Genomic DNA, 26921 nt, shown 5'->3' with positions numbered 1-26921 from the left:
GCGAACATGCACAAATCGCGACGAACTAACCCGCTTTGAGTCGGATCTTCCACCGCACGAAGCCGACGTAGAACACCGACAGCGCGGCCAGCATCCCGATGTCGAACAGCCACGTTCCGGTGGTGTGCTTCCAGTGCGAGTCATCCGGTGACAACGGTGCGGGCACCAGGCCGGTCAGGTCGATCGTCGACGCGGTGGCGGCAAAGCCCCAGCGGGCCGGGGTGATCCAGGACATCTGGTCGAGTACCAGGCGTCCGGTCACCGGGATCATCCCGCCGGAGAACACCAGCTGGGACATGATCGCGATGACCAGCAGCGGCATGATCTGCTCGTTGGACTTGGCCAGCGCGGACAGCGCCAGACCCACCATGGCCGCGGTCACCGTGGTGGCGGCCACGTCGACGTAGAGCTCCAGGCTGCGCGGCAGCAGCAGGCCGCTCGCGACGGCACCCTCGCCCCAGCCCTTGCCGAGGATCGCGATGGTCACCGCGACGGCCGACTGCACCAGCGCGAAGACGGTGAAGATGGCCACCTTGGCCAGCAGGTACGCCGATGTCGAGAGCCCGACGGCCTGCTCGCGCAGGAAGATGGCGCGCTCGCCGATCAGGGCCCGGATGGTGAGCGCGGTGCCCATGAAGATGGCGCCGACGTTGAGCAGCACCAGGATCTGTCCCGGCTCGTTGGGTGCATCACCGCCCTTGATCGCGGGCACCGGCAAGCCGAAGCCGACGTCGCCGGGCACCGTCAGGGCCAGCGTGCCCATGATGAACGGCAGCAGCGCCAAGAAGATGAAATAGCCGCGGTCGGAGATGGTCAGCCGGAACTGGCGGCGCGCGATGGTCGAGAACTGGCGCAGCAGACTGGTTTTCGCGGGCTTACCGAGATCTCCGGGTTGCTCGGCCGTCGGCGCCGGTGGGGTCGGGGCGCTGCGGGCCAGGTAGGCCCGCTGGGCCTCCTCGGGATTGCCCGCGACGCTGCTGAAGATGTCGGCCCAGTTGGTGGTGCCCAGCTGGGCACCGATCTGGTTCGGCGGGCCGGCGAACGCCGTCTTGCCTCCGGGCGCCAGCAACAGCACCTGGTCGCACACGTCCAGGTAGGTCAGCGAGTGCGTGACGACCAGCACCACACGGCCGGCGTCGGCCAGCTGGCGCAGCATAGTCATCACCTGCCGGTCCAGTGCCGGGTCCAGGCCGGAGGTGGGTTCGTCGAGGATCAGCAGCGACGGGCCGGTCAGCAATTCGAGTGCCACCGACGCGCGTTTGCGCTGACCGCCGGAAAGCTTGTCGACGCGGGTCTCCAGGTGCTTGGTCATCTCGAGTTCCTCGAGGACCTGCATGACCACCTGTTCGCGGTCTTCCTTGGTGGTGTCCGGTGGCAGCCGCAGCTCCGCGGCGTACATCAAGGCCTGCTTGACGGTCAGCTGACCGTGCACCACGTCGTCCTGAGGGACCATCCCGATCCGGGACCGCAGCGAGGCGTACTCGGCGTGGATGTCGTGGCCCTCGAAGGTGATGGTGCCGCTGGTCGGGTGGGTGTACCCGGCGACCTGCTTGGCGAAGGTCGACTTGCCTGCGCCCGAGGGGCCGATCACCGCGGTCAGCGTGCCGGGCCGGGCGTCCAGCGAGATGTTGTCCAGCAGGGTCTTGTTGCCCTCGATGGTCCAGGTGAGGCCGCGCACCTCCAGTCCGCCGGTGCGGGTGTCGGCCTCGGTCTCGGTGCGCCGGGCGAGTGTGCCGCCGGCGAAGACCAGGTCGACGTTACCGATGGTGACGACGTCACCGTCGCGCAGCGTGGCCTCTTCGACGCGGTGGCCGTTGACGAACGTGCCGTTGATGCTGCGGTTGTCGTGGATCTCGGTGCCGCCGGCGACGGGCACCAGGGTGGCGTGATGGCGCGAGGCCAGCACGTCGGGGATGACGATGTCGTTGTCGGTGGCCCGACCGATCTTGATGCCGCCCGGCGGCACCTCGGGTGCGCGTCCCGGCCGCAGGATCTTCAGCATCGTCGTGCCGATGTTGTCGCTGCCGCCGCTGGTGGCCGGTCGCGGTACGGCCGTCGGCCCGATCGTGGTGGGCGGCGCGGCGGGTGCCGGCTGCTGATAGGTCGGGTACGGGGCGCTGGGCTGGGCGGCCGACGGGTACTGCGGCTGCGGGGCGCTGGGCTGCGGCCCGGACGGGTAGTGCGGTCCGGTCGGGTAGTTCGGCTGCGGCGGGTACTGGGGCTGCGGGCGCGACACCGGCGGGCCGCCGGTCGGCCATGGGCTCGACGACGGCGGTTGGGTCGGCCATGCCGTGTTCTGTCGTTGGGTGACCGGGATCGACGCCGTCTGCGGTGGCGTACCGGCCGATCCCTGGTGGCGTCCCACCTCGAAGGTCAGCAGCGGGCCGTCCGGGTTGCCGATGTTGAGCCGCTGGCCATCGGTGATGTCGATGGTGGGCACCCGCTGGCCGTTGACGTACATCCCGTTCAGCGACCCGTTGTCGATGGCCATCCACCGGCCCTGGTCGAACCGCAGCACCAGGTGCGCGCGGGAGATCAGCGGGTGGGCGATCCGGACGTCGGCGCGCAGATCGCGGCCGATCACGACATCGTTGCCAGCGGAGAAGGTCCGTGCGGACCCGTCGTAGCGAACGGACAGGGCGGGCGCTGCGGGTCGGCTCATCGTCTGCAACTCTATCGGTAGCGGAGCGGTCATATGGGTCGGCACACGTGCCGATTCGGTATCACCCGGAGTCGGCCAGCGCCGGCACGCCGGCGGCGGGATACCTGTCCTCTTCATTCCACACGTCCCAGGTCTGTACACCCCAGAACACGCCGAACAACGCGATGAGCACGATTTCGACGCCGAGCACGGCGTACGGCAGGTGGGTGCCCAACAGCACCACCGCCGCGATCACCGTGAGCAGCATCGCCACCGCGATCGTCGCGTAGAACCGCGCGCGCCGGTGCCGGACCGCGGCCCGCGCGTAACAGGCGTGGTACAGCGCGACCAGGGTGATGGCCAGGAACATCGCGACCGCGGCGACGGTGTGGGCCCGGTCCCGAAACCACGGGACCAGCAGCAGCAGACCCTCGGCGATGGCCACCACGAACAGCGTCCACGGCAGCGCGCCCTCGACGGCCAGCAGCACCGCGGCCACCCGTTTCCACCCGGTGTCGGCCTGCGCGCAGTCCGGCGCCGACGCCGTCGGCGCGTCCTGAGCGGGCCGCCAGCGTTGCAGCCCGAGGTAGAAGACGACCCCGGCCGCGGCGGCCACGAACAGCGCGACGACGTTGTTGGCGACGGCGCCGAACGGGTCGGTCACCGACGGCAGCCAGGGCCGGCACACATCTGTGACGGCGGTGGGGATCAGGGCGACCAGGAACGCCTGGAAGCCGGCGAAGTTGAGCAGCGCGTCCTCGCCGAGGCGGCTGCCCTGGTAGGCGATCAGACACATCCCCATCGCGCACAGCGCGGCGATGAACACCCCGTGCGTCCGGGTGTAGAAGAACGCGCTGATCGACCCCTGCACGCAGCTCTGTGCCCCGGTCAGGGCCAGTGAGACCAGCAGGAACACCACCAGCGCGACCAGGCCCACCCGCACGTAGCGGTAGGTGACCGTGGTGTCGCCGGCGGGCATGGCGTCGCGGTCAGGAGGTGACGAGGGCGTCGGGGGCGCCGGTCACCACGCAATGGGTGTGGCTGTAGATGGTGGGCATGCACAGGTTGCAGTGCGTGCAGACCGATCGCGTCCGGCCGTCGGCCTTGATGCGGTTGATCAGCCCGGGTTCGGCCAGCAGCGCCCGGCCCATCGCGACGAAGTCGAAACCCTCGGCCATCGCCAGGTCCATGGTGTCGCGGTTGGTGATCCCGCCGAGCAGGATGAGCGGGAGCTTCAACTCGGCGCGGAACAGCTTGGCCTCCCGCAACAGGTACGCCTCGCGGTACGGGTACTGGCGGAGGAACTTGTTGCCGGTCATCCGCATGCCCCAACTGATGGGCGGCTTGAACGCGGCGGCGAACTCCTTGATCGGGGCATCGCCCCGGAACAGGTACATCGGGTTGACCAGGGAACTGCCCGCGGTCAGTTCGATCGCGTCCAGGCCGCCGTCTTCCTCCAGCCATTTCGCGGTCTGCAGGGATTCCTCGGTGTTGATCCCGCCGCGCACCCCGTCGCTCATGTTGAGTTTGGCCGTCACCGCGATCCGGTCCCCGATGGCTTCGCGGACCGCGCGCACCACCCCACGGGCCACTTTTGCGCGGTTCTCCAGTGAGCCGCCGAATTCGTCGCTGCGGCGGTTGAGCAGGGGCGAGAGGAACGCGCTGGCCAGGTAGTTGTGGCCCAGATGCACCTCGACGGCGTCGAAGCCGGCCTCGACGGCCAACCGGGCGGCGTTGGCGTGGGCGGCCATCACGTCACGCAGGTCCTCCTTGGTGGCCTTCTTGGCGAACCGCATGGACAGCGGGTTGAAGAACCGCGCCGGTGCCAGCGCCTGGGCCTTGTTGGTGCGCGCGTTGGCCACCGGACCGGCGTGGCCGATCTGGGCGCTGATCGCGGCGCCCTCGGCATGGATGGCGTCGGTGAGCCGGCGCAGGCCCGGCACCGCCTCGGGGCGCATCCACAGCTGCCAGCCGTCGGTGCGCCCGCCCGGTGACACCGCGCAGTAGGCCACCGTCGTCATGCCGACGCCGCCGGCCGCGGGCAGCCGGTGATAGTTGATCAGATCCTCGGTGACCAGCGCGTCCGGCGTGGATGCCTCGAACGTGGCGGCCTTGATGATGCGGTTGCGCAGGGTCACCGGACCCAGCTTGGCCGGGCCGAACACGTCGGTGAACACATTCTGCGGACTGTTCATAGTCGGAGCCTGCCACGGCTCCTGACAGAATGGCACCCGTGGGTGCGATTACGTTGGACGGCAAGGCCACGCGCGACGAGATCTTCGTCGATCTCAAGCAGCGCGTCGCGAAATTGACCGAGGCGGGCCGGACGCCCGGACTCGGCACGATCTTGGTCGGGGACGACCCGGGCTCGCAGGCCTACGTGCGCGGCAAGCATGCCGACTGCGCCAAGGTCGGCATCAACTCGATCCGCCGGGACCTGCCCGCCGACATCAGTGCGGCCGCCCTGGACGAGACCATCGACGAGCTCAACGCCAACCCGGAGTGCACCGGCTACATCGTGCAGTTGCCGCTGCCCAAGCATCTCGACGAGAACGCGGCACTGGAACGGGTCGACCCGGACAAGGATGCCGACGGGCTGCATCCGACCAATCTGGGCCGGCTGGTGCTCGGGAAGGAAGCTCCGCTGCCCTGCACGCCGCGCGGCATCGTGCATCTGCTGCGCCGCTTCGACGTGCCGATCGCCGGCGCGCACGTGGTGGTGATCGGCCGCGGTGTCACGGTCGGGCGCCCGCTCGGATTGCTGCTGACCCGCCGGTCCGAGAACGCCACGGTGACGTTGTGTCACACCGGAACCCGGGACCTGGCCGCGTTGACCCGCCAGGCCGACATCATCGTCGCCGCGGTCGGCGTGCCCTACATGGTCACCGCCGACATGGTGAAACCCGGCGCGGCGGTCGTCGACGTCGGGGTCAGCCGGGTGGATGGCAAGCTCACCGGCGACGTGGCCCCCGACGTGTGGGATGTGGCCGGGCACGTGTCGCCCAACCCGGGCGGGGTCGGTCCGTTGACGCGGGCCTTCCTGCTCACCAATGTGGTGGAGCGCGTCGAGAAGCAATGACCGTCAAAGAGTTCGCCCGCAAGGTCTTCGGCGGTCAGTGGCCCATCCTGGCCGTCGGGCTGATCTTCGTGCTGGCCTTCGTGCTGGTGGTCGCCGGCTACTGGCGCCGCGGTGCGCTGGTGATCGGCATCGGCGTCGGGGTCGCCGCGGTGCTGCGGCTGGCCCTGACCGAGGACCGGGCGGGGCTGCTGGTGGTGCGGTCCAAGGGAATCGACGTCGCCACCACGGCCACCGTGAGCGCGATCGTGCTGTTCGTCGCCTGGACCATCGACCCGCTGGGTACTTCCTGACCCGCGCCGTGGCGCTCAGTGCTCGCCGGCGTCCACCACGTGCACGTGCACCCCGGCCGCGGCGATCCGGTCCAATTGGTCACGGTCGGCCGTGGAATCGGTCACCAGATGGTCGATCTGGTGCAGCAGCACCATCTTTGCGAGGGTGACCTTGCCGATCTTGGAGCCGTCGACTGCCACGACGACGCGTTGGGCGTTGGCGGCCATGGCGATCGCGGTGCGGGCTTCGGCCTCGTCGAAGGTGGTGGCGCCCACCTCGGCCGACATCCCGTCGGCGCCGAGAACCGCGGTGCCCACGGTGATCACCTGGAAGGCGTGCTCGGACATCGGACCCACGGCCTCAAGCGAATTCGCCCGCACCACACCGCCGGTGATGATCACTTTCATGTGCACGTCCACGGCGCATTCGGCGGCGATGGTCAGCGAATTCGTCACGATGGTGAGCTGCGGCCGGCCCTTCAATGCTTGAGCCACTTCGCCGGTGGTGATACCGCCGGTGAGTGCGACGGCCTGCTGGCCGGCAGGCACCAGCGCGGCGGCATGCGCAGCGATCCGTCGTTTGATGGCGACCGTGCGGTGGTCGCGCAGCCGCACCGGGATCTCGGTGCTGCCCGGGTCGAGCGCCCGCGCGCCGCCATGGGTGCGCACCAGCAGACCCTGGTCCTCGAGTTCGCCGAGATCGCGGCGAAGCGTGGCCGCCGAGACCCGCAACTCCGCGCACAGCACCTGGGAAGCCACCTCGCCGCGGTCGCGCAGCAGCGCGAGCACAGTGCGCATCCGGTCGGTGCGTTTGAGCGACATCGGTGACAACTCCCTGCGTCGATGGGGTGGGGGCGAGCGAAGCGACGGGAAAATGGATAGAGGCAATCATTTTTACTGATCGTTTTGCCGGTTCGTATTGCGCGTCTTGAGCGAGCTTTTCATGATCGACGAATGTTCGACACCACCTCCCCCCGACAGCGGGTCGCACCGTGAGCCTGGCCACCACCGCAGAACTCGTCGGCGCCGCCGCCACCCGGCGGACCGCGGTCTTCGCCTTCAACGTGATCACCATCGAGCACGCCGAAGGCATCGCCGACGGTGCCGAACGTGCCGGGGTCGCCGCGGTGCTGCAGGTGAGTGAGAACACCGTGCGTTTCCACGGCGGCCGGATCGCGCCGCTGGTGTCGGCGTGCGCGCACATCGCGCAGAGCTGTGCGGTTCCGATGGCCGTGCACCTCGACCATTTTCAGGACGCCGCGCTGCTCGCCGAGGCGGTCCAGACCGCAGGGCCGTTGGGCGTCAGTTCGATCATGGTCGACGCGGCACATCTGCCGTACCGGGACAACGTCGAGCGCACCAGCTCATTCGCCCGCACCGCCCATCAGGCCGGGCTGTGGGTGGAGGCCGAACTCGGCGAGATCGGCGGCAAGGAGCAGCACACCGTCAGCGCGCACACCGCCGGCGCCCGCACCGACCCCGACGAAGCGGTGGCCTTCGCCGAGCAGACCGGTGTCGACGGACTTGCGGTGGCGGTGGGCAGTTCGCACGCGATGACCACCCGCGACGCCCACCTCGACATCGCCCTCATCCGGGAACTGGCGGCACGGGTGTCGATTCCCCTTGTCCTGCACGGTTCTTCCGGGCTGCCCGACGATCAACTGCGCGCGGCCGTCGAGGCCGGCATGCGCAAGGTCAACGTCGGTACCGCGCTCAACGTCGCCTACACCGCCGCCGTCCGCGCACTGCTCGGCACCGATCCCGCGGTGATCGACCCCCGCAGCTATGTGGCGGCGGGACGACAGGCCATCGGTGACACCGTGGCCGCGTTGTGCACCGCCGTGGCGCCGCAGTCGGTGTCCGCAGGGGAGCGTGACCCGCGATGAGCAACTCCGCGCACGCAGTGGACGTCTTGACAGACAACACCTCGCACTGGATCGCCGAAACCATCCGGGCGCACAAGGCCGGCGCACCCGTGGGCACCTATTCGGTGTGCTCGGCGCATCCCACCGTGGTGGCGGCGGCCATCGCGCAGGCCGCCGCCGACGGCAGCCACGTGCTCATCGAGGCCACGTCCAACCAGGTCGACCAGTTCGGCGGCTACACCGGGCTGCGGCCGGCGCAGTTCCGTGATCTGGTCTTCGAGATCGCCGACCGGCACGGGTTCGCCCGCGACCGGGTGGTGCTGGGCGGTGACCACCTCGGGCCCAACCGGTGGCAACGCGAAAATGCCGCTGTGGCAATGCAACACGCCGAGGTGCTCGTCGCGGCCTATGTCGCGGCCGGGTACCGAAAGATCCACCTGGACTGCAGCATGTCCTGTGCGGATGACCCGGCCGTGCTGTCCGACGACGTGGTCGCCGGCCGGACCGCACGGCTGCTGGAAGTGGCCGAGGACGCCGCCGGCGGCCTCGATGCCGGCGGCCCGGTCTATGTCATCGGCACCGAGGTACCGGTGCCCGGCGGTGCGCACGAGACGCTGGACGGGCTCACCCCGACACCGGCCGAGCGGGCCCGGCGCACGATCGCGGCGCACCGGAAGGCATTCGCGGCAGCGGGCCTGGCGGATGTCTGGCCGCGTGTCATCGCCCTGGTGGTGCAACCCGGGGTGGAGTTCGATCACCTCAACGTCATCGACTATCGGCACGACGCGACCGCGGAGTTGCGCCACGTGCTCGACGGCGAGGACAACCTGGTCTTCGAAGCGCATTCCACCGACTATCAGCGTCCCGACCAGCTGCGCGAGTTGGTGCAGGACCATTGGGCCATCCTCAAGGTCGGACCGGCACTCACCTTCGCCATGCGCGAGGCACTGTTCGCGTTGAGCCTCGTCGAGGCGGAACTCATCGCGCCGTCGGAACGCTCGAATCTCGCCGAGGTGGTGGAGCGCAGAATGCTGGCCGAGCCCGGGTATTGGCAGAACTATTACGAGGGTGACCCCGTCGCCCAGCGCACCGCCCGGCGGTACAGCTACAGCGACCGGCTGCGCTACTACTGGGCCGATGACGAGGTCGACGCCGCCCGGCGCACCCTGCTGGCCAACCTCGACCGCGCGGCCATCCCGCTGCCGTTGATCAGCCAGTTCCTGCCCACCCAGTACGACCGCATCCGCGCCGGCGCGCTGCAGCCCGACGCGCAGTCCCTGGTGATCGACCGAATACGCGATGCGTTGCGGCCCTACGCCCGCGCATGCCTTGCCGCACAAGACCCTTCCCGCATCCGCAACACCGGAGGTGCAGATGACTAGCACACGGATCGACCCGACCGCAGTGCCCACCCAAGCCGACGGCGGCGCCACCATCGTCGAGATCGGGCAGCAGCCCGGCGCGTGGCGAGAGGTCGCGGGTGAACCCGGCGATGATGTGCAGGAGTTCCTGCGCGGTATCCTCGCCCGTCCCGAGGTGCGGATCGTCCTGACCGGCGCGGGCAGCTCGGCCTTCGTCGGCGAGATCGCCGCGCCGGCGCTGCGGCGTCATCTGAACCGCCGCGTCGAGCCCATCGCGACAACCGATATCGTCGCCGGCCCACTGGACCACCTGGAGCGCGACACCCCGACGTTGCTGGTGTCGTTCGGCCGGTCGGGCAACAGCCCGGAGAGCCTGGCCACCACCGCACTGGCCGATGAACTCGTCACCGACGTCTGGCATCTGATCTACACCTGCGACCGGGACGGGGAGTTGGCCCGCGCCCACCGTGGCCGCCCGAACTCGCGGGTCGTCGGTATGCCCGCGCGCACCAACGACGCCGGATTCGCGATGACCTCCAGCCTGACTTCGATGCTGCTGTCCTGCCTGCTGGATCTCGGGCCGGCCCGGCGGGCAGAGGTGGATTCGCTGGCACGCGCGGCTGAACACCTCATCGCCCGGCAGCCCGATATCCGTGCCCTGGCCCGGGCCGGGAAACAACGATTCGTGTATCTGGGCAGCGGTCCGCTGGCCGGGCTGGCGCGCGAGTCGGCACTCAAACTGCTCGAACTCACCGCCGGTGAGGTCACCACCTACTTCGACTCCCCGTTGGGATTTCGGCACGGACCCAAATCGGTGCTCGACGGCGACACCCTGGTGGTGGTGTACATCTCCACCGATCCACACACCCGGCGATACGACTTCGACATCGTGGCCGAACTGCGCGCACAGCTCGGCCACGACGCCGTGACGGTGATCAGCACCCAGCCGATCCCGGCCGCGCTCGGTGCGGCCGTCGTGCTGCCCGGTCTCGACGGCCTCGACGACGCGCAGGTCGCCCTGCCGTATCTGGTGTTCGCGCAATACCTCGCGTTGTTCACCTCACTGGAACACGGTAAGACACCGGACAATCCGTTCCCGTCCGGCGAAGTCAGCCGTGTCGTCAAGGGCGTCACCATCTACCCGTGGGACCGGTGATCGGCCATGGCCTGTTATCTCGGGGTTGACGGTGGGGGCTCGAAAACCGCGTTCGCCCTCATCGACGAGGCCGGACAGCTGCTCGCCCGCGCCACGGCACCGACGTCGTACTACTTCAACGACGGCTTCGAGGTCGTCGAACGGGTTCTGGCCCAAGGGGTGACCGACGTCTGCGGGCAGGCCGCCATCGAACCCGCCGCCATCGACGCCGCGTTCTTCGGTATCCCCGGCTACGGTGAGGCCAGCGCCGACCTCGAGCGGCTCGACGCGGTTCCGGCGCGGGTGCTCGGCCACGACCGTTACCGCTGTGACAACGACATGGTGTGCGGCTGGGCCGGTTCACTGGCCTGCGAGGACGGCATCAACGTCATCAGCGGCACGGGCTCGATGACCTACGGCGAGCGCCGGGGCGTCGGGCACCGGGTCGGCGGCTGGGGCGAACTGTTCGGCGATGAAGGTTCGGCGTATTGGGTTGCCACCCAGGGCCTCAACGCATTCAGCAGGATGAGTGACGGCCGGCTCGCGCGCGGCCCGTTGCACGCAATGCTCCGGGAGCGGATGGATCTCGGTGCCGATCTCGACGCCGTCAGCCTGGTGATCGACCGATGGTCGGGCAGTCGCAGTGCCATCGCCGCCCTGGCGACCACGGTCTGCGCCGCGGCACGCGCCGGCGATGACACCTCGACACGGATCCTGCGTACCGCGGTGGCCGAACTCGTCTCGCTCATCGACACCACCCGAACCCGCGTCGGCTTCACCGAATCGGAAACGGTGCCGGTGTCGTACTCCGGCGGGATGTTCTCCGACACCGACTTTCTCGCGATGTTCGTGGCGGCGCTGGCCGACCAGCCGGCCGGCTACGACCTGCGGCGCCCGTTGCTCGACCCATCGCTGGGCGCCGCGCTGTATGCGGCCAAACACAGCGGCCACCAGTTGAGTCCGCACCTGGTACACCAACTCGCCACGGCGAGCGCATGATCTCGGGAAAGGCAGCAAGATGACCGAGGTAACGCCGGCGCCTGCCACCGGTCGGCGCAGCTGGATCTTCTACGCCGCGCTCCTGGTGCTCTTCTGGGGCGTGTGGGGCGCGTACTCCGCGTTGCCGGCCACCCGGTACGGCTATCCGGACGAGATGATCTACTGCGTCTGGGCGCTCACCATGATCATCCCCGCAGCATTCGCGTTGCGCGGTCAACGTTTCGACCGCAGGCCGCGCGCCGCCATCTACGGCCTGCTCATCGGGCTGACCGGAGCGGGCGGCCAATTGTTGCTCTTCCAGGCACTCACCATGGGCCCGGCCTATCTCATCTTCCCGATCGTGTCGATCTCGCCCGCCATCACGGTGCTGATGGCGATGGTGCTGCTGCACGAACGCATCAAGGCGCTGGCCGCCGCCGGCCTGATCGCCGCCCTGGCCGCCATCGTCTTGTTCAGCATCACCGGCGCGTCCCCGGACGGTTCGTCGGGACCCTGGCTGCCGCTGGCGATCCTGATCTGCGTGGCCTGGGGCGTGCAGGCCTACTTCATGCGAAAGACCGCGACGATCGGCGTCAACGAAGCCACCACCTTCGGCTGGATGGCGATCAGTGCGATCGTCCTGATCCCGGTGGCGGTGCTCTCGATGGGCGGGATACCGTCCGGATTCCCTTGGCAGGCACCAGCTCTGACCGCCGCGACGCAACTTCTCAACGCCGTCGGCGCATTGTTCCTGGTGATGGCGCTCAGCCGGGGCAAAGCCACCATCGTGGCGCCGACCACCAACGCGCTGGCACCTGCGCTCACCATCGTGGTGTCACTCATCGCCTACCAGACACTGCCCACCGCGTACGGGGCGGCCGGAATCGTGCTCGCCCTGGTGGGTTCCACGCTGATGGTCTACAGCGACGAGAAGCGCGGCCAGGCGCCCCCAGCGGCCGCACCGACACCGCAGACCCCACAGCAGAGGAGCCGGGCGTGAAACCCACCGTCGTCATCATCGGAGCGGGCAGTGTCGAGTTCACCCGCGAGTTGCTGGGGGACATCCTGTCCTTCCCGGAATTGCAGTCGATCCGGATCGTGCTGCACGACATCGACGCCGAACGGCTGGAGACCGCCGAGGCGATCGCCCGGGCGACCGCGTCGGCAGCCGGCGCCGAACCCGACGTGGTGGCCACCACGGACCGGCGCCGTGCCCTCGACGGGGCGGACTACGTCATCAACGTCATCCAGGTGGGCATGCACGAGGCAACCGTGCGCGATTTCGAGATCCCCGCGCGCTACGGGCTCAACCAGACCATCGGCGACACCATCGGCGTCGGCGGAATCTTCCGCGGCCTGCGGACTTTTCCGGTGCTCGCCGGGATCGCGCGGGACATGGAGCAGCTGTGCCCGAATGCGTGGCTACTCAACTACACCAACCCGATGGCGATGAATGTCACGTTCCTGCACCACATCGCGCCACGGCTGAAGGTGCTGGGGTTGTGCCATTCGGTGTACTGGACGATGGTCGGGCTGTGCGAACTGATCGACGTGCCGTATGGCGAGGTGTCCTACTGGTCGGCCGGGGTCAACCACCAGGCCTGGGTGTTGCGGTGGGAGCGGGCCGGCCAGGATCTCTACCCCCTGCTGGATCAGCGCATCGCCGCCGACCCCGAACTGCGGCGCCGAGTCCGGGTGGACATGTACCGCCGGTTGGGTTACTACCCGACCGAGACGAGCGAGCACTCCAGCGAGTACGTCCCCTGGTATGTCCGTCACCCCGCCGAGGTCGACCGGCTGCGCATCAACATCGGTGAGTATGTCTCGATCAGCGCGGCCAACCTCGCCGAATATGCCCGGGTCCGTGCCGAATTGGCCGACCACAAGACACTGCCGATCGACACCGGTTCCACGGAGTACGCACCGCAGGTCATCCACTCGCTGGAGACCGGCACCACGCGGGTCATCTCGGCCAACCTGGTCAACCAAGGCCTCATCACCAACCTCCCGGACGGGGTGGCGGTCGAAGTCCCCACCACCCTCGACGCGTTGGGCGCGCATCCGATGCGGGTCGGTGATCTGCCACCGCAGTGTGCCGCGCTCAACCGGAACTTCCTGGGCCCGGTGGATCTGGCGGTGCGCGCCGCGCTCGACGGGGATCCCCGCCTGGTGCGGGCGGCCGCGATGGTCGATCCGAACACCGCGGCCACCCTGACCGTGGACCAGATCTGGGAACTGTGCAACGAGTTGACGGCCGCGCACGGCGACCTGCTGCCCGAACCGCTGCGCTCGACGATGACGCTGTGACACCGAGATACCCCGATGAACCGAAGTGAAGGAGTTCCCACCATGATCCGACGCACGTGGTGTCTCGTCCTGGCGGCTGTGCTCGCTGCCGTCCTCACCGGCTGCGGTGGCGGCGGCTCGTCGTCGTCCGGCCCGGTCGAGATCGCGGTGTGGCACGGCTACCAGGACACCGAAGGGGAGGTGTTCAAGAGCCTGGTCGATCGGTACAACAAAGAGCATCCCGACGTCAAGGTCAGCGAGCTCTACTCGAGTAACGACCTGGTGCTGCAGAAGGTGTTGACGGCGGTGCGCGGCGGTAGCGCCCCTGATGTCGCCTACATGTTCGGCTCATGGTCACCGAACATCGCCAAGATTCCCCAGGTCGTCGACATGTCCGAGGTGGTGTCACAGCCCGACTGGAAGTGGGAGGACTTCTATCCCGCAGAACGCCAGGCCGCGACGGTCGGCGACAAGGTGGTCGGGGTCCCGGCGCTGGTGGACAATCTTGCGATCGTCTACAACAAGAAGCTGTTCGCCGATGCCGGTGTCACACCGCCGAGCCCGAACTGGACCTGGGACGACTTCCGGTCGGCGGCCGCAAAGCTCACCGATCCGGCGAAGGGTCAGTACGGCTGGCTGATCCCCGCCGACGGCAGCGAAGACACTGTCTGGCACTACATCCCGATGCTGTGGGAGGCCGGCGGTGACGTGCTGACCGCCGACAACGGGCACGCGGCGTTCAACTCCGACGCCGGTGCCCGGGCGCTGACCACGCTGCAGCAGATGGCCGTGACCGACAAGTCGCTCTACCTCGACACCACCAACGAGAACGGGCCCAAGCTGATGAACAGCGGCAAAGTGGCGATGCTCGTCACCGGCCCCTGGGACCTGAGTCAGTTGTCCGATATCGACTACGGTGTCCAGGTCATGCCGACGTTCGCCGGCTCGGGCGGAGCGCATCAGACCATCTCCGGGCCGGACAACTGGGTGGTGTTCAACAACGGCGACCGGCGCAAGCAGGCGGCCACCGACTTCGTCAAATGGTTGACCGCGCCGGAGCAGGTCAAGACGTTCTCCCTGGGCACCGGCGATCTGCCCACCAGACTGTCCGTCGGCCAGGATGCGGCTTTCCGCGCTCAACTCGACGAAAAGCTCAATGGCAGCGCGGCATTCGTGGAGAACCTCGCCAACGTGAAGAAGGTCAGGCCGGCCGTCGAGCAGTACCCGGCGATCTCACAGGCACTGGGACAGGCGATCGTTTCGGTCATGCTCGGCAAGGACGAGCCCGCGGCCGCCCTGGATTCCGCTGCGCAGGCGGCCGACGCGGCGCTGGCCGGGAAGTAAGCGGTCGCGGTGGTCACGCTGCGGCGTATTCGGCACTCGGAGACGATGTCGGGATGGATGTTGGTCAGCCCTGCGGCGATCCTGATCGGTGTCTTCGGACTGTTGCCGGTGCTGATGTCGCTGATGCTGTCGTTTCAGCACTCGGATCTGCTCACGCCGGAGACGCCCTGGGTGGGCCTGGACAACTACCGTAAACTCGCCGAGGACCCGGTTTTCGTCGAGGCGATCCAGCACACCATCGTCTATACGGTGCTGTTCGTGCCGGGCACGATGCTGGTCGGACTGCTCGTCGCGACGGCACTCAACCGGCCGGTGCGCTTCATCTCGGTGTACCGGACGGCCGCCTACATCACCATGGCGGTCTCGACCATCTCGCAGGGCATCATCTTCCTGTGGCTGACCGACCGGGATTACGGGCTGGTGAATGCGGCGCTGGGCGCCGTCGGTGTCCCGGCCCAACCGTTTCTGGCATCTCCCTCGCAGGCCATCTACGTGATCGTGGCGATGACCATCTGGGGCTGGACCGGATTCTCGGTCATCGTGTATCTGGCTGCACTACAAGGGGTTCCGCCCGAACTACACGAAGCCGCGGCAATCGACGGAGCGAGCGCCTTCACCCGTTTCCGCACCATCACGGTGCCGCTGCTCGGCCCGGCCAATCTGTTCCTCATCGTCTGGCTGACCATCAACGCCCTTCAGTTGTTCGACGAGGTGTATGCCACCACGCGGGGCGGCCCGCTGCGGGCGACCACCGTCATCGTGTACTACCTGTGGGACCGTGCCTTCGTGCAGTTCGACGCCGGGTATGCCGCGGCGATGGCCTACGCGTTGTTCGTGGTAATCCTGGTGATCACCGCCATCCAGTTCCGTCTCGCCCGCAAGCACGTGCACGCCTCATGACGACCACCGGATTACGTCCGACTGATACGCCGGTGGGACAACCCGAGCCGGCGGCGCGGCGGCGCAGGTTGCGGCTGCCGTTCAGCCCGTGGCACCTGGTGCTGATTCCGCTCACCTTCCTGCTGATCGTCCCGCTGCTGTGGATGATCATCACCTCGCTGGAGACCGAAGGTGAGGCCAACCGGTTCCCGCCGGTGTTGCTGCCCGCGAGCCCACGGTTCGAGAACTACGCGCAGGCCTGGGCCGCGGCGCCGTTCGGGCACTTCTTCCTCAACAGCCTGTCGGTGACGGCGGTGGTGCTGGTGAGCAATCTGGTGGTCTGCAGCCTGGCCGGGTACGCCTTCGCCCGGGTCCGATTCCTGGGCCGCGGAGCGCTTTTCGTGGTGTTGATGGCGACCCTGATGGTGCCGTTCCAGGTCACGATGATCCCGGTGTTCCTGATCGTCAAATGGTTCGGTGACAACGTGTGGGCCGGGCTGGGCATCGATCACATCGGGGCGCTGATGCTGCCCAACCTGGCCACCGCCTTCGGCATCTTCTTCCTGCGTCAGTTCTTCCAGACGGTGCCCGTGGAGCTCGAAGAGGCCGCCCGGGTGGACGGGACGTCACGCCTGGGTGTGCTGTTCAAGATCGTGCTGCCGCTGTCGCTGCCCGCATTGTCGACCTTGGCGGCGCTGACGGTGCTGACATCCTGGAACGATTTCCTGTGGCCGCTGATCGTGATCACCTCCCAGGATCAGATGACGATTCCGCTGGGGCTCAGTTACTTCCAGGGAGCACACCGGGTGAAGTGGCCGCTGCTGATGGCGGCGAACGTGATGAGCCTGTTGCCGATGCTGCTCGTCTTCGTCGGCGCGCAGCGCTATTTCGTGCAATCGGTGGCCAGTACCGGACTGAAGGGCTGAACGTTGGCAGAAGTAGAGTTTCGTGACGTCACCCGTCGATTCCCCGGCGGCGTGCATGCACTCAAATCCCTCAATCTCACCGTGGCCGATGGGGAGTTCCTCATCCTGGTCGGACCGTCGGGCTGCGGCAAGAGCACCGCCCTGCGCATGTTGGCCGGACTCGACAAACCGAGTTCGGGCGAGATCCGGATCGGCGGCACCGTGGTCAACGGCCTCAGTCCGGGTCAGCGCGATATCGCGATGGTGTTCCAGAACTACGCCCTCTATCCGCACATGTCGGTGTACCGCAACCTCGCCTACGGCTTGCGGCAGCGCCGTACCCCGCGCGCCGAGATCGACCGCAGGGTGCGCGAAACGGCCAAACTGTTGCAGATCACCGCCCTGCTGGAGCGGAAGCCCGGCCAGCTGTCCGGCGGCCAGCGGCAGCGGGTGGCGATGGGTCGTGCGCTGGTGCGCGAACCGCAGGCGTTCCTGCTCGACGAGCCGCTGTCGAATCTGGATGCCAAGTTACGCAATCAGGTTCGCGGTGACCTCAAGCGTCTGCACCGCGAGGTCCCGGTCACCTCCATCTACGTCACCCACGATCAGGTGGAGGCGATGACGCTGGGGGACCGGCTGTGCGTGATGTCCGAAGGCGAGGTGCAGCAGATCGGTACCACCGATGACATCTACAATCGGCCGGCCAACACGTTCGTCGCCGCGTTCATGGGTAGCCCGCCGATGAATCTGATCCCGGGTGTCATCGGTTCCGGTGTCCTTCACATCGGTGGCGCCGAGGTGGCACCGGCCGTCACCCCGGACGGACCGGTCACCGTCGGCGTGCGCCCCGAGCATCTGCAGGTGCACGGTCAGTGCGCGCCGGGCATGTTGGCGGCCAGGGTCGATTTCGTCGAGCCGCTGGGCAGCCATGTCCTGGTGACCGCCGTGGTCGATGCCGGCGATCAGCAGGCCCGGGTGATCGCCCAAGCCCCGGCCGACACCGACTTCGAGTCCGGCACCAGGATCGGGTTGGTGCTGCCACCGGCGCGGACCTACTTCTTCGACGCACAGACCGGCGACGCGCGACGCGTTCGCGAACGGATCTCCCTGTGAAGAACCGAGATCCAGAAAAACTTGCCTAGTGGGCAAAAATATGTACGCTGGGCGGCATGGCTGCGGGGCTACGTGAACGCAAGAAACTCGACACCCGCCGCGCGCTCAGTGATGCCGCGCTGGCACTGACCTTCCAGCGTGGGTTGGAGAACGTCACCCGGGAAGACATCGCCCGGCTGGCCGGGGTGTCACTGCGGACGTTCAACAACTACTTCACCGGCAAGTACGAGGCGCTGGCCTATCGCCAGACCGAACGGCTGCGGCGCAGCATCGCAGAGTTGCGGGGGCGCCCGGTTGCCGAACCGCTGTGGACGGCGATCACCGAGTCGGTACTCGCCCCGGTGGAGCAGGATTTCGCGCAAGCGGGCGCCGAGACCGCCCTGCCCACCCGCGAGGAGCTGATGGAGGTGCGAAAGGTGTTGATGAGTCCCGAGATTCGTGGAGCCGTCGGCCGGGCGCTGTTCGAGGAGTGGATCGCGGCGATCGCCGAACGCACCGGCACCGACCCCGACCGGGACATGTATCCACGGCTGGTGGCCGGCGTGGTGCACGCCGTCGGCGACGCGGCGGCCGACGCCTACGTCAAAGCCGACCCGCCGGTGGCCTTCCCGGAACTGCTGCGCCAGGGATTCGCGGCCGTCGCCGGCGGACTGACCCAACCGGGAGGCGATCGTGACTGAGCAGGTGGTCATCGCCGGCGCGGGTCCCAACGGCCTGATGCTGGCCTGCGAGCTCGCGCTGGCGGGCATCCGGCCGGTGGTGCTGGACCCGCTGGCCGGCCCCAGTGCCGAGCCCAAGGCCAACGGCCTTGTCGGGCAGGTGATCCGGCAGCTGGATATGCGCGGACTTTACCATCTCTTCGGTGGTGACGACGGCCCACCGCGGCCCGCCCACGGCTGGATGTTCGCCGGCATCTCCCTGGGATTCCTTGGTTTGCAAGATAATCCGATGTACGCCTTGCTGCTGCCGCAACCCCGGCTGGTGCGCCTGCTGGAAAAGCGGGCTCGCGAGCTCGGGGTGGACATCCGGTGGGGCCACGAGTTGGCCGGCTTCGGCGACCGCGGCGACGACGTCGGGGTCACGGTGCGGTCCGGCGAACGCGGCTATGAGCTGACCACGCAGTACCTGGTGGGCGCCGACGGGGGCCGCAGCCGGGTGCGCAAGAGCCTCGGTGTAGGTTTCCCCGGTCACACCTCCGGCATCGTCAGCCGGATCGCGCACGTCCACCTCCCGGAGGAACTCCTGGTGCCGGGCCGCGGCTACGAGCTGCCCGGTTTCGGGTTGCTCGCCTTCGGCAACACCAGGTTCGAGAACGGCGCGGTCGTGGTGTTCCCGCTGGAGCCGGACCGGCCGATGGTCGGGACCATCGAGTACGGGTGGACGGTCGGCAGTACGCAACGGCCGATATCGCTCGACGAGCTGCGTGACAGTCTGCGCCGGATCGTCGGAGTGGACGTTCCGGTGCAGGCGCCGAAAAAGCCCGGCGCGCATGCTCTTCGGCGGCTCGACGGCATCAACTCCCGGCAGGCCGAACGCTACCGGGTCGGGCGCGTGCTGTTGGTCGGCGATGCCGCACACGTGCACTCGCCGATGGGTGGCCCAGGGCTGAATCTCGGCCTGCAGGACGCGGTCAACCTCGGCTGGAAACTGGCCGATGTGATCGCCGGGCGGGCGGCCGAGACGCTGCTGGACACCTATCACAGCGAGCGTTACCCGATGGGGGAGCGGGTGATGATGCACTCCATGGCGCAGCTGGCGCTGGCCGCCCCCGGACCCGAAGTGGGCGCGCTACGAACGCTTTTCGGTGAACTGGCGGAGAAACCCGAGGTGTCCGAACACCTGGCGCACCTGCTGGCCGGGTCCGACGTGCGCTACGACGTCGGCGATGACCATCGGCTGGCCGGGCGGCTGGTGCCCGACTTCACCCTCGATGACGGGCGCCGCGTCGCCGAACTGCTGCAGGTGGCGCGGCCGGTGCTGCTCGACCTGTCCGGCGGGGCGCTGCAGACCACCGGGCTGCCCGACCGGGTGGAGGTGGTGACCGGCACCAGCGCGGATGCGCCCGCGGCACTGCTGCTGCGGCCCGACGGTTATGTCGCCTGGGCCGCCGATAGCGTCGATGCGCACACCCTCGGGGGTCTGCACGCCGCCGCCGCCCGCTGGTGCGGTCAGCTCACCGTCGCCCGGATACCCACCGTCACATAGGGCAACGCCAAACCGGACGTATTGACCAGCGCGGGATGGGTTTTCAGCAGCTCGCGGACCTGATCCAGGGTCCGGGTGCGTACCTCGGCAGGCGAGGTGATGCAGTAACTGCGCGAGGCCACCAGGTCGATCAGGGCCTGCGGGGTCAGGTAGCTCGTCCACTCGAAATGCGCACGCTCCAGCACGGCGAACGGCTCGGGCAGCGTCACCTTCTGCTCGAGCGCGTGATCCTCGTGCCCGATGATGCGACCCAGATCCTTGACCCAGCCCATCCGTTCGTCCCGGGTGTTCCAGACCAGGCCGAGGCTGCCACCGGGACGCAACACCCGGGCGATCTCACGCACCGCCCGGTCGGCGTCGAACCAGTGCCAGGCCTGGGCCACCAGTACCGAATCCACGCTGTCATCGGGCAGCGGGATCTCCTCGGCGGTCCCCAGCAGGGCGGGGGTGTCCGGCAGCGACGCGCTGAGCACCTCCAGCATCTCCGGGATCGGGTCGACCGCGATCACGTCGAGCCCGCGCTGGGCCAGCCGGACCGTGAGCTTGCCGGTACCGGCGCCGAGGTCCAGCACCGTATGAGCCCCCGGTGACAGCAGCCAGTCGATGGCCTCGGGCGGGTAGGACGGCCGACCGCGCTCGTAGGCGGCGGCTTCCTCCCCGAAGGACAGCGACCGGGGCCGTGCTGACCTGCTCACTGGGCCGCGAGTTTCAGCGTCTGCCGGATCAGGGCGCCCACCGAGTCGGTCTCGACCAGGAACCCGTCATGTCCGTAGATCGAGTCGACGACGTTGAGACCGGAGCAGCCCGCCAGCTTGTCGGCCAGTTCCTGTTGCAGCCGAATCGGATACAGACGATCGGAGGTGATACCGCCGACGATCACCGGCACCTGGCAGGACTCCAGCGCGGCGGCCACCCCGCCGCGGCCGCGGCCGACGTCATGGCTGGACAGCGCGTCGGTCAGGGCCACGTAGGTGCCCGCGTCGAACCGCGCCACCAGCTTCTCGCCCTGGTACTCCAGATAGCTCTGAATCGCGAAACGGGCGTCGTCCTCGCCCTGAACGTCATTGCCGAATCGCGAATCCAGTTCGGCCTCACCGCGATAGGTCAGGTGGGCGAACCGCCGGGCGATCTCCAGACCGGTGCTCGGCACCAGCCCGGTGCCGTGGTAGTCCCCGCCCTGCCAGTGCGGATCGGCTTTGATGGCCGCCACCTGGCTGCTCTGGGTGCCGATCTGGTCGGCGGTGGCGCGGGCCCCGACGGCCAGCACCAGCGCGGTGCGCACCGTGTCGGGGTGACCGACGATCCACTCCAGTGCGCGGGCTCCGCCCATCGAGCCGCCGATCACCGCGGCCACCCGGGTGATGCCCAGCGCGGCGAGTGCGGCCAGATCGGCGTTCACCTGGTCGCGGATCGTGATGGCCGGGAAGCGGGCACCCCACGGCCGGCCGTCCCTGGCCAGTGAACTGGGCCCGGTGGACCCGCGGCAGCCGCCCAGCACGTTGGTGGACACGGCGCACCACCGATCGGTGTCGATGGGCGCACCGGGGCCGGCTACGCCGTCCCACCAGCCCGGTGTCGGATGTCCCGGGCCTGCCGGGCCGGTGACATGCGAATCGCCGGTCAGCGCATGCAGCACCATCACCACGTTGTCGCGTTCGGGGGACAGTTGGCCCCAACGCTGCACCGCAATGGTCACGTCATCGAGGACCGCGCCGTTCTCCAGCGTCAGTGAGCCGATGTCGATCAGACCGGTCTCGCCTTCGGCGGGCAGCGAAACGGCGGGGCGGGTATCCGACACGGTCACACTGCCGCCGCCGTGTTCGCATCGACCTCTCGGGCCGCGGCGAAACCCAGCTCCAGATCGGCCAGGATGTCGTCGATGCCCTCGATGCCGACCGCCAGCCGCACCAGGCCGGGAGTGACGCCGGTGGTGAGTTGCTCCTGCGGGCTGAGCTGCTGGTGTGTGGTCGACGCAGGATGGATGACCAGGGAGCGCACGTCTCCGATATTGGCCACGTGGCTGTGCAGCGTCAACGCGTCGACGAACGCCTTACCCGCCGTGATGCCGCCGGCCAGCTCGAAAGCCAGGACCGCGCCGGTGCCCTTCGGGGCGATCCGGCGGCCCAGTTCGTACCAGGGTGAGGTGGGCAGACCCGCGTAATTCACCGAGATCACGTCGGGATGCCCGGCGAGGTACTCGGCCACCTGCAGCGCGTTGGACACGTGACGTTCAACACGCAGGCTCAGCGTTTCCAATCCCTGCGCGATGAGGAAGGCGTTGAAGGGTGCGATGGCGCTGCCCAGATCGCGCAGCAACTGAACCCGGGCCTTGAGCGCGTAGGCGGGCGGGCCCAGCTCGGCGAACACCACGCCGTGGTAGCTGGGGTCCGGCTCGGTGAAGCCGGGGTGCCGGCCCTGGGTCCAGTCGAACGTGCCACCGTCCACGATCACACCGGCGATCGCCGAGCCGTGACCGCCCAGGTACTTGGTGGCCGAGTGCACCACGATGTCGGCGCCGTGCGCGATCGGCTGGATCAGATAGGGGGTGGCGATGGTGTTGTCGACGATGAGCGGCACACCGTTGTCGTGCGCCACCGCCGAGACACCCGGGATGTCGAGCACATCGATCTGCGGGTTGGAGATGGTCTCGGCGAAGAAGGCCTTGGTGTTCGGCCGGACGGCCGCCCGCCAGGAGTCCAGCTCGTCGGGGTTGTCCACGAAGCTGACGTCGATGCCCAGCTTGGGCAGCGTGTAGTGGAACAGGTTGTAGGTACCGCCATAGAGCCGCGGGCTGGACACGATGTGATCACCGGCCGCGGCCAGGTTCAGGATCGCGAAGGTCTCGGCGGCCTGCCCCGAGGACAGGAACAGGGCGGCGACGCCCCCTTCCAGCGCGGCCACCCGCTGCTCGATGACGTCGGTGGTCGGGTTCCCGATCCGGGTGTAGATGTTGCCGGGCTCGGCCAGCCCGAACAGCGCCGCGGCGTGGTCGGTGCTGTCGAAGGTGTACGAGGTGGTCTGGTAGATCGGCAGTGCCCGCGCGTTGGTGGCGGAGTCGGGGGACTGGCCGGCGTGCACCTGCTTGGTCTCGAACGACCAGTTTGTGGTCGGGTCGACTGGTGTGCTCATGACGAACGAACCTCCATCTGTTCTGGGGGCCCGTCAGCACGGACCCGCGCTTGCCGGCAGTCCTATCGACTGCTCAACCTGGTCTTCACCCGGAGCACCCCACCGCGGTTGGAGGGTTGCCGGCCAGCAAGCCGGGGCTTGATGCTGGCACTCATGACCGATGCAAAGCCTAACTCACCACCTTGGGCGTCGGCCACCGGGTTTGCCGGGTGCCGCGTGCCCAGTGTGTCCGGGCGCGCACCCGCTGACATGGGGCAACGGCCCCCGGTGGGGTCGGGTCAAAAGCTACTGATGAGTAGCCAAGGTTGGGCCGCCACGCCCGGCGGGGTCCTTGTACTGTTGCCGTCGAGGCCTGCCAGAACCTGGACGGCCCGAGATGACAGTGACACGCCAAAGGAAAAGGCGCCCAACACCAAGGGGCACGTCGCTTTTGGGGCCCGTGTCGCACGCCGTAAATCTGATACCGACAGTGAGGCCGGAAGACCAACATGAGCGCCCAGCAGCCGACCATCATCTACACGTTGACCGATGAAGCGCCGCTTCTTGCCACGTACGCATTCCTTCCGGTGATCCGCACCTTCGCCGACGCGGCCGGTATCGATGTGTTGACCAGCGACATCTCGGTGGCTGCGCGCATCCTGGCCGAGTTCGACGACGACCTGACCGACGAGCAGAAGGTGCCGGACAACCTGGCCCAGCTCGGCGAACTCACCCAGGACCCCAGCGCCAACATCATCAAGCTGCCCAATATCAGCGCCTCGGTGCCGCAGCTGCTGGCCGCCATCAAGGAGCTCAAGAACAAGGGCTACGACCTGCCGGACTATCCGGGCGACGCCAAGACCGACGAGGAGAAGAAGGTCAAGGAGCGTTACTCCAAGATTCTCGGTAGTGCGGTGAATCCGGTGCTGCGCGAAGGTAACTCCGACCGCCGCGCGCCCAAGGCGGTCAAGGAGTACGCCCGCAAGCACCCGCACAGCATGGGGGCGTGGTCGCAGGCTTCGCGCACCCACGTGGCAACCATGAAGACCGGCGACTTCTACCACGGCGAGAAATCGCTGACGCTGGACAAGGACCGCAGGGTCAAGATGGTGCTGACCACCAAGAGCGGCCAGACCACCGTGCTCAAGCCCGAGGTCAAGCTGGATGCCGGCGACGTCATCGACAGCATGTTCATGAGCAAGAAGGCGCTGTGCGACTTCTACGAGGAGCAGATCGAGGACGCGTACAAGACCGGGGTGATGTTCTCCCTGCACGTCAAGGCCACCATGATGAAGGTCAGCCACCCCATCGTGTTCGGGTACGCGGTGAAGATCTTCTACAAGGACGCCTTCGCCAAGCACCAGGCGCTGTTCGACGAGCTGGGCGTCAACGTCAACAACGGCCTGTCGGACCTGTACAGCAAGATCGAGTCCCTGCCGGCGTCGCAGCGGGAGGAGATCATCGAGGATCTGCACCGCTGCCACGAGCACCGGCCGGAGCTTGCGATGGTCGACTCGGCCAAGGGCATCTCGAACTTCCACTCGCCGTCCGACGTGATCGTGGACGCCTCGATGCCCGCGATGATCCGCCTCGGCGGCAAGATGTACGGCGCCGACGGCCGCACCAAGGACACCAAGGCCGTCAACCCGGAGTCGACGTTCTCCCGGATGTACCAGGAGATGATCAACTTCTGTAAGACCCACGGCCAGTTCGATCCGACCACCATGGGCACCGTCCCCAACGTCGGCCTGATGGCGCAGAAGGCCGAGGAATACGGCAGCCACGACAAGACCTTCGAGATCGCTGAGGACGGCGTCGCCGACATCGTCGATATCGACACCGGCGAGGTGCTGCTGTCGCAGAACGTCGAAGAGGGTGACATCTGGCGCATGCCGGTCGTCAAGGATGCCGCCATCCGCGACTGGGTGAAGCTGGCGGTCAACCGGGCCCGGCTGTCCGGCATGACCACGGTGTTCTGGCTCGACGACGAGCGCCCGCACGAGAACGAACTGCGCAAGAAGGTCAAGGCCTACCTCAAGGAGGAGGACACCGAGGGCCTCGACATCACGATCCTGCCGCAAGTCTGGGCGATGCGGTACACGCTGGAGCGGGTGATCCGCGGACAGGACACCATCGCGGCCACCGGCAACATTCTGCGCGACTACCTCACCGACCTGTTCCCGATCCTTGAGCTGGGCACCAGCGCCAAGATGCTGTCGGTGGTGCCGCTGATGGCCGGCGGCGGCCTTTACGAGACCGGCGCCGGTGGTTCGGCGCCCAAGCACGTCAGCCAGTTGGTCGAGGAGAACCACCTGCGCTGGGATTCGCTCGGCGAATTCCTCGCCATCGGCGCCAGCCTGGAGGATCTGGGCAACAAGACCGACAACGCCAAGGCCAAGGTGCTTGCCGAAACCCTGGATACCGCCGTCGGAAAGCTGTTGGACGAGAACAAGAATCCGTCCCGCAAGACCGGCGAGCTGGACAACCGCGGCAGCCAGTTCTATCTGTCCCTGTACTGGGCGCAGGCGCTGGCCGAGCAGACCGCCGACAAGGAACTGGCCGACCACTTCGCCCCGCTGGCCAAGACCTTGGCCGACAACGAGGCCACCATCGTCGCCGAGCTCAACGAGGTGCAGGGCGGGCACACCGACATCGGTGGCTACTACTACCCGGACCCGGAGAAGGTCGCCGCGGTGATGCGCCCCAGCAAGACGTTCAATGCCGCTCTGGAGTCGGCCAAGAGCTGACCGTCCACGAGCCGCGAGATTGCAGTTATGGTGGCGCGCACTCGCAAAAGCCCGCGATAACTGCAATCTCGCGGCCTGGCCGGCTCAGCCGGCCGGCGGTGCCGCGCGCTGGGGTTCGGTGTGGGCATCGACGAATTCGGCGATCAGCTCGGTGACGTGGCCGGGCGCTTCGAGCATCGGGATGTGGCCGAGCCCGGGGAGTCTGGTGACCCGGGTGTCCGTGGGCAGGTGGTCGACGAAGTAGCGGGTGCCTCGCGGGCTGGGGAAGACCCGGTCCTTCTCGCACAACACCAGATGGGTGGGCACGCCGACATCGGCGAGTTCGAGCAGGCCGGGCAGGCGCAAAGTCTTCACCAGCAGCTGCAGGTAGGCGGTGCAGTGGGTGGCGTCCTGCACCAGCAGCTCCAGATCTGCCCGGCTGGGACCGTCGGCAGGCCCGCTGACGGGCAGGGTGGCGATCCGGGTGGCGAACGGCAGATCCAGGATGCGCGGGCCGATCAGGCGGGCGGCGATCAGCGCGGGGCCGCCGAGGATGAATTTCAGCACGGTCTCGTACTTGGTGGGCGAGTGCTGGCTCCAGCCGCCGGCCGGGGCGATGCCGGTCAGGGTGCGGGCCCGACCGCGGCGCTCCAATTCGAAGGCCACCCAGCCGCCCAGTGAGTTGCCGACGATATGTGCGGTGCGCCAACCGATCTCGTCCATCCGCCGTTCGACGTCGTCGACCAGGGCGGCGGTGTCCAGCAGCCAGCCCGGTGCGCGCCGCCCGCCGTGGTGGCCGACCATGGTGGGGGCCAGTACCTCGAAACGGCCGGTGTCGGCGAGTTGGGCGGCCACCGTCTGCCAGACGTTCTGCGAGCACAGGAACGGATGCAGCATCAGGATCGGCTCGCCCGACCCCAGGTGGATCGGTGCGCGTTCGGTCATATCGCCCGACAGTAAGGCGGTACCGGCGGTACCGCAAGGGTCCGTCGGTCCGGCGCAAGGACCGACATGTCGGATGGCTGCA

General features: G+C 67.9%; 23 protein-coding genes and 1 riboswitch. Of the genes, 15 read left to right on the top strand and 8 right to left on the bottom strand.

Annotation, left to right across the window (positions count from 1 at the left end; translation table 11 throughout):
* Window positions 1–25: 25 nt before the first annotated feature.
* The 3 genes from ACXPWS_RS24330 to ACXPWS_RS24320 form a co-directional block, all read right to left on the bottom strand.
* Window positions 26–2662: an FHA domain-containing protein gene (locus tag ACXPWS_RS24330; protein ID WP_458709111.1), complete on the bottom strand. Its 2637-nt coding sequence runs from the start codon at window positions 2660–2662 to the stop codon at window positions 26–28.
* Window positions 2663–2723: 61 nt separating this feature from the next.
* Complete coding sequence (locus tag ACXPWS_RS24325; protein ID WP_458709110.1) at window positions 2724–3620, bottom strand: diphosphate--fructose-6-phosphate 1-phosphotransferase; 897 nt, start codon at window positions 3618–3620, stop codon at window positions 2724–2726.
* A 10-nt stretch (window positions 3621–3630) separates the two neighbouring features.
* Window positions 3631–4836 (bottom strand): NADH:flavin oxidoreductase, encoded by a 1206-nt coding sequence (locus tag ACXPWS_RS24320; RefSeq protein ID WP_458709109.1) that lies wholly within the window; start codon window positions 4834–4836, stop codon window positions 3631–3633.
* 38 nt (window positions 4837–4874) lie between these two features.
* Between ACXPWS_RS24320 and ACXPWS_RS24315 the strand changes: the two genes are divergently transcribed.
* Both ACXPWS_RS24315 and ACXPWS_RS24310 read left to right on the top strand, forming a co-directional pair.
* Window positions 4875–5720, top strand: a complete 846-nt coding sequence (locus ACXPWS_RS24315; protein ID WP_458709108.1) for a bifunctional methylenetetrahydrofolate dehydrogenase/methenyltetrahydrofolate cyclohydrolase — start codon at window positions 4875–4877, stop codon at window positions 5718–5720.
* Window positions 5717–6010, top strand: a complete 294-nt coding sequence (locus tag ACXPWS_RS24310; RefSeq protein WP_458709107.1) for a DUF3017 domain-containing protein — start codon at window positions 5717–5719, stop codon at window positions 6008–6010. Before ACXPWS_RS24315 ends, ACXPWS_RS24310 begins: the two co-directional genes overlap by 4 nt.
* Before the next feature lie 15 nt (window positions 6011–6025).
* On the opposite strand, the gene ACXPWS_RS24305 is transcribed toward ACXPWS_RS24310, so the two are convergent.
* Complete coding sequence (locus tag ACXPWS_RS24305) at window positions 6026–6811, bottom strand: DeoR/GlpR family DNA-binding transcription regulator (protein WP_458709106.1); 786 nt, start codon at window positions 6809–6811, stop codon at window positions 6026–6028.
* Window positions 6812–6981: 170 nt separating this feature from the next.
* Between ACXPWS_RS24305 and ACXPWS_RS24300 the strand changes: the two genes are divergently transcribed.
* Genes ACXPWS_RS24300 through ACXPWS_RS24245 form a run of 12 tightly spaced genes read left to right on the top strand, consistent with a single transcriptional unit; the run spans window position 6982 to window position 20060 of the window.
* On the top strand, window positions 6982–7875 hold the full coding sequence (locus ACXPWS_RS24300; protein WP_458709105.1) for a class II fructose-bisphosphate aldolase: 894 nt from the start codon (window positions 6982–6984) through the stop codon (window positions 7873–7875).
* A complete protein-coding gene (locus tag ACXPWS_RS24295) occupies window positions 7872–9236 on the top strand; it encodes a D-tagatose-bisphosphate aldolase, class II, non-catalytic subunit (RefSeq protein WP_458709104.1) in 1365 nt (454 codons plus the stop codon). The genes ACXPWS_RS24300 and ACXPWS_RS24295 overlap by 4 nt, the downstream gene beginning before the upstream one ends.
* The gene (locus tag ACXPWS_RS24290; RefSeq protein ID WP_458709103.1) at window positions 9229–10371 is read left to right on the top strand and encodes an SIS domain-containing protein; all 1143 of its coding nucleotides are present in this window, start codon (window positions 9229–9231) and stop codon (window positions 10369–10371) included. The genes ACXPWS_RS24295 and ACXPWS_RS24290 overlap by 8 nt, the downstream gene beginning before the upstream one ends.
* 6 nt (window positions 10372–10377) lie before the next feature.
* The gene (locus ACXPWS_RS24285; RefSeq protein WP_458709102.1) at window positions 10378–11349 is read left to right on the top strand and encodes an N-acetylglucosamine kinase; all 972 of its coding nucleotides are present in this window, start codon (window positions 10378–10380) and stop codon (window positions 11347–11349) included.
* Between the two features lie 19 nt (window positions 11350–11368).
* Complete coding sequence (locus ACXPWS_RS24280) at window positions 11369–12328, top strand: EamA family transporter (protein ID WP_458709101.1); 960 nt, start codon at window positions 11369–11371, stop codon at window positions 12326–12328.
* Window positions 12325–13635: an alpha-galactosidase gene (gene melA / locus ACXPWS_RS24275; protein ID WP_458709100.1), complete on the top strand. Its 1311-nt coding sequence runs from the start codon at window positions 12325–12327 to the stop codon at window positions 13633–13635. The genes ACXPWS_RS24280 and melA overlap by 4 nt, the downstream gene beginning before the upstream one ends.
* A gap of 42 nt (window positions 13636–13677) precedes the next feature.
* Window positions 13678–14958 (top strand): ABC transporter substrate-binding protein, encoded by a 1281-nt coding sequence (locus ACXPWS_RS24270; RefSeq protein WP_458709099.1) that lies wholly within the window; start codon window positions 13678–13680, stop codon window positions 14956–14958.
* A gap of 57 nt (window positions 14959–15015) precedes the next feature.
* On the top strand, window positions 15016–15858 hold the full coding sequence (locus tag ACXPWS_RS24265; protein WP_458709098.1) for a carbohydrate ABC transporter permease: 843 nt from the start codon (window positions 15016–15018) through the stop codon (window positions 15856–15858).
* A gap of 32 nt (window positions 15859–15890) precedes the next feature.
* A complete protein-coding gene (locus ACXPWS_RS24260; protein WP_458709097.1) occupies window positions 15891–16763 on the top strand; it encodes a carbohydrate ABC transporter permease in 873 nt (290 codons plus the stop codon).
* Window positions 16764–16766: 3 nt separating this feature from the next.
* Window positions 16767–17855: an ABC transporter ATP-binding protein gene (locus ACXPWS_RS24255; RefSeq protein ID WP_458709096.1), complete on the top strand. Its 1089-nt coding sequence runs from the start codon at window positions 16767–16769 to the stop codon at window positions 17853–17855.
* Window positions 17856–17911: 56 nt separating this feature from the next.
* The gene (locus ACXPWS_RS24250) at window positions 17912–18535 is read left to right on the top strand and encodes an acyl-CoA-like ligand-binding transcription factor (protein WP_458709095.1); all 624 of its coding nucleotides are present in this window, start codon (window positions 17912–17914) and stop codon (window positions 18533–18535) included.
* Between the two features lie 37 nt (window positions 18536–18572).
* Window positions 18573–20060 (top strand): FAD-dependent monooxygenase, encoded by a 1488-nt coding sequence (locus ACXPWS_RS24245; RefSeq protein ID WP_458713676.1) that lies wholly within the window; start codon window positions 18573–18575, stop codon window positions 20058–20060.
* Here the strand turns inward: ACXPWS_RS24245 and ACXPWS_RS24240 are convergent.
* From ACXPWS_RS24240 to ACXPWS_RS24230, 3 genes are read right to left on the bottom strand one after another with little or no spacing between them, the layout of a single operon-like run.
* A complete protein-coding gene (locus ACXPWS_RS24240; protein ID WP_458709094.1) occupies window positions 20024–20755 on the bottom strand; it encodes a class I SAM-dependent methyltransferase in 732 nt (243 codons plus the stop codon). The two genes, ACXPWS_RS24245 and ACXPWS_RS24240, sit on opposite strands and share 37 nt — an antisense overlap.
* Window positions 20752–21864, bottom strand: a complete 1113-nt coding sequence (gene metX, locus ACXPWS_RS24235) for a homoserine O-acetyltransferase MetX (protein WP_458709093.1) — start codon at window positions 21862–21864, stop codon at window positions 20752–20754. Before metX ends, ACXPWS_RS24240 begins: the two co-directional genes overlap by 4 nt.
* Window positions 21861–23189, bottom strand: a complete 1329-nt coding sequence (locus tag ACXPWS_RS24230; RefSeq protein ID WP_458709092.1) for a bifunctional o-acetylhomoserine/o-acetylserine sulfhydrylase — start codon at window positions 23187–23189, stop codon at window positions 21861–21863. The genes metX and ACXPWS_RS24230 overlap by 4 nt, the downstream gene beginning before the upstream one ends.
* 41 nt (window positions 23190–23230) lie before the next feature.
* A riboswitch (SAM riboswitch) is annotated at window positions 23231–23348 on the bottom strand.
* Window positions 23349–23677: 329 nt separating this feature from the next.
* On the opposite strand from ACXPWS_RS24230, the gene ACXPWS_RS24225 reads away from it, so the two are divergent.
* The gene (locus ACXPWS_RS24225; RefSeq protein WP_458709091.1) at window positions 23678–25915 is read left to right on the top strand and encodes an NADP-dependent isocitrate dehydrogenase; all 2238 of its coding nucleotides are present in this window, start codon (window positions 23678–23680) and stop codon (window positions 25913–25915) included.
* A gap of 84 nt (window positions 25916–25999) precedes the next feature.
* Here the strand turns inward: ACXPWS_RS24225 and ACXPWS_RS24220 are convergent, their stop codons facing one another.
* Window positions 26000–26839 (bottom strand): alpha/beta fold hydrolase, encoded by an 840-nt coding sequence (locus ACXPWS_RS24220; protein WP_458709090.1) that lies wholly within the window; start codon window positions 26837–26839, stop codon window positions 26000–26002.
* Window positions 26840–26921 lie beyond the last annotated feature (82 nt).

The organism is Mycobacterium sp. BMJ-28, from assembly GCF_054404835.1.
This window is presented reverse-complemented; position numbering and strand designations above follow the sequence as displayed.

What these genes read in the sequence shown, in the direction of transcription:
- ACXPWS_RS24330 (WP_458709111.1), bottom strand. Translation starts at nt 2,662, where the DNA reads ATGAGCCGACCCGCAGCGCCCGCCCTGTCCGTTCGCTACGACGGGTCC.
- ACXPWS_RS24325 (WP_458709110.1), bottom strand. Translation starts at nt 3,620, where the DNA reads ATGCCCGCCGGCGACACCACGGTCACCTACCGCTACGTGCGGGTGGGC.
- ACXPWS_RS24320 (WP_458709109.1), bottom strand. Translation starts at nt 4,836, where the DNA reads ATGAACAGTCCGCAGAATGTGTTCACCGACGTGTTCGGCCCGGCCAAG.
- ACXPWS_RS24310 (WP_458709107.1), top strand. Translation starts at nt 5,717, where the DNA reads ATGACCGTCAAAGAGTTCGCCCGCAAGGTCTTCGGCGGTCAGTGGCCC.
- ACXPWS_RS24305 (WP_458709106.1), bottom strand. Translation starts at nt 6,811, where the DNA reads ATGTCGCTCAAACGCACCGACCGGATGCGCACTGTGCTCGCGCTGCTG.
- ACXPWS_RS24295 (WP_458709104.1), top strand. Translation starts at nt 7,872, where the DNA reads ATGAGCAACTCCGCGCACGCAGTGGACGTCTTGACAGACAACACCTCG.
- ACXPWS_RS24290 (WP_458709103.1), top strand. Translation starts at nt 9,229, where the DNA reads ATGACTAGCACACGGATCGACCCGACCGCAGTGCCCACCCAAGCCGAC.
- ACXPWS_RS24285 (WP_458709102.1), top strand. Translation starts at nt 10,378, where the DNA reads ATGGCCTGTTATCTCGGGGTTGACGGTGGGGGCTCGAAAACCGCGTTC.
- ACXPWS_RS24280 (WP_458709101.1), top strand. Translation starts at nt 11,369, where the DNA reads ATGACCGAGGTAACGCCGGCGCCTGCCACCGGTCGGCGCAGCTGGATC.
- ACXPWS_RS24270 (WP_458709099.1), top strand. Translation starts at nt 13,678, where the DNA reads ATGATCCGACGCACGTGGTGTCTCGTCCTGGCGGCTGTGCTCGCTGCC.
- ACXPWS_RS24265 (WP_458709098.1), top strand. Translation starts at nt 15,016, where the DNA reads ATGTTGGTCAGCCCTGCGGCGATCCTGATCGGTGTCTTCGGACTGTTG.
- ACXPWS_RS24250 (WP_458709095.1), top strand. Translation starts at nt 17,912, where the DNA reads ATGGCTGCGGGGCTACGTGAACGCAAGAAACTCGACACCCGCCGCGCG.
- ACXPWS_RS24245 (WP_458713676.1), top strand. Translation starts at nt 18,573, where the DNA reads ATGCTGGCCTGCGAGCTCGCGCTGGCGGGCATCCGGCCGGTGGTGCTG.
- ACXPWS_RS24230 (WP_458709092.1), bottom strand. Translation starts at nt 23,189, where the DNA reads ATGAGCACACCAGTCGACCCGACCACAAACTGGTCGTTCGAGACCAAG.
- ACXPWS_RS24225 (WP_458709091.1), top strand. Translation starts at nt 23,678, where the DNA reads ATGAGCGCCCAGCAGCCGACCATCATCTACACGTTGACCGATGAAGCG.
- ACXPWS_RS24220 (WP_458709090.1), bottom strand. Translation starts at nt 26,839, where the DNA reads ATGACCGAACGCGCACCGATCCACCTGGGGTCGGGCGAGCCGATCCTG.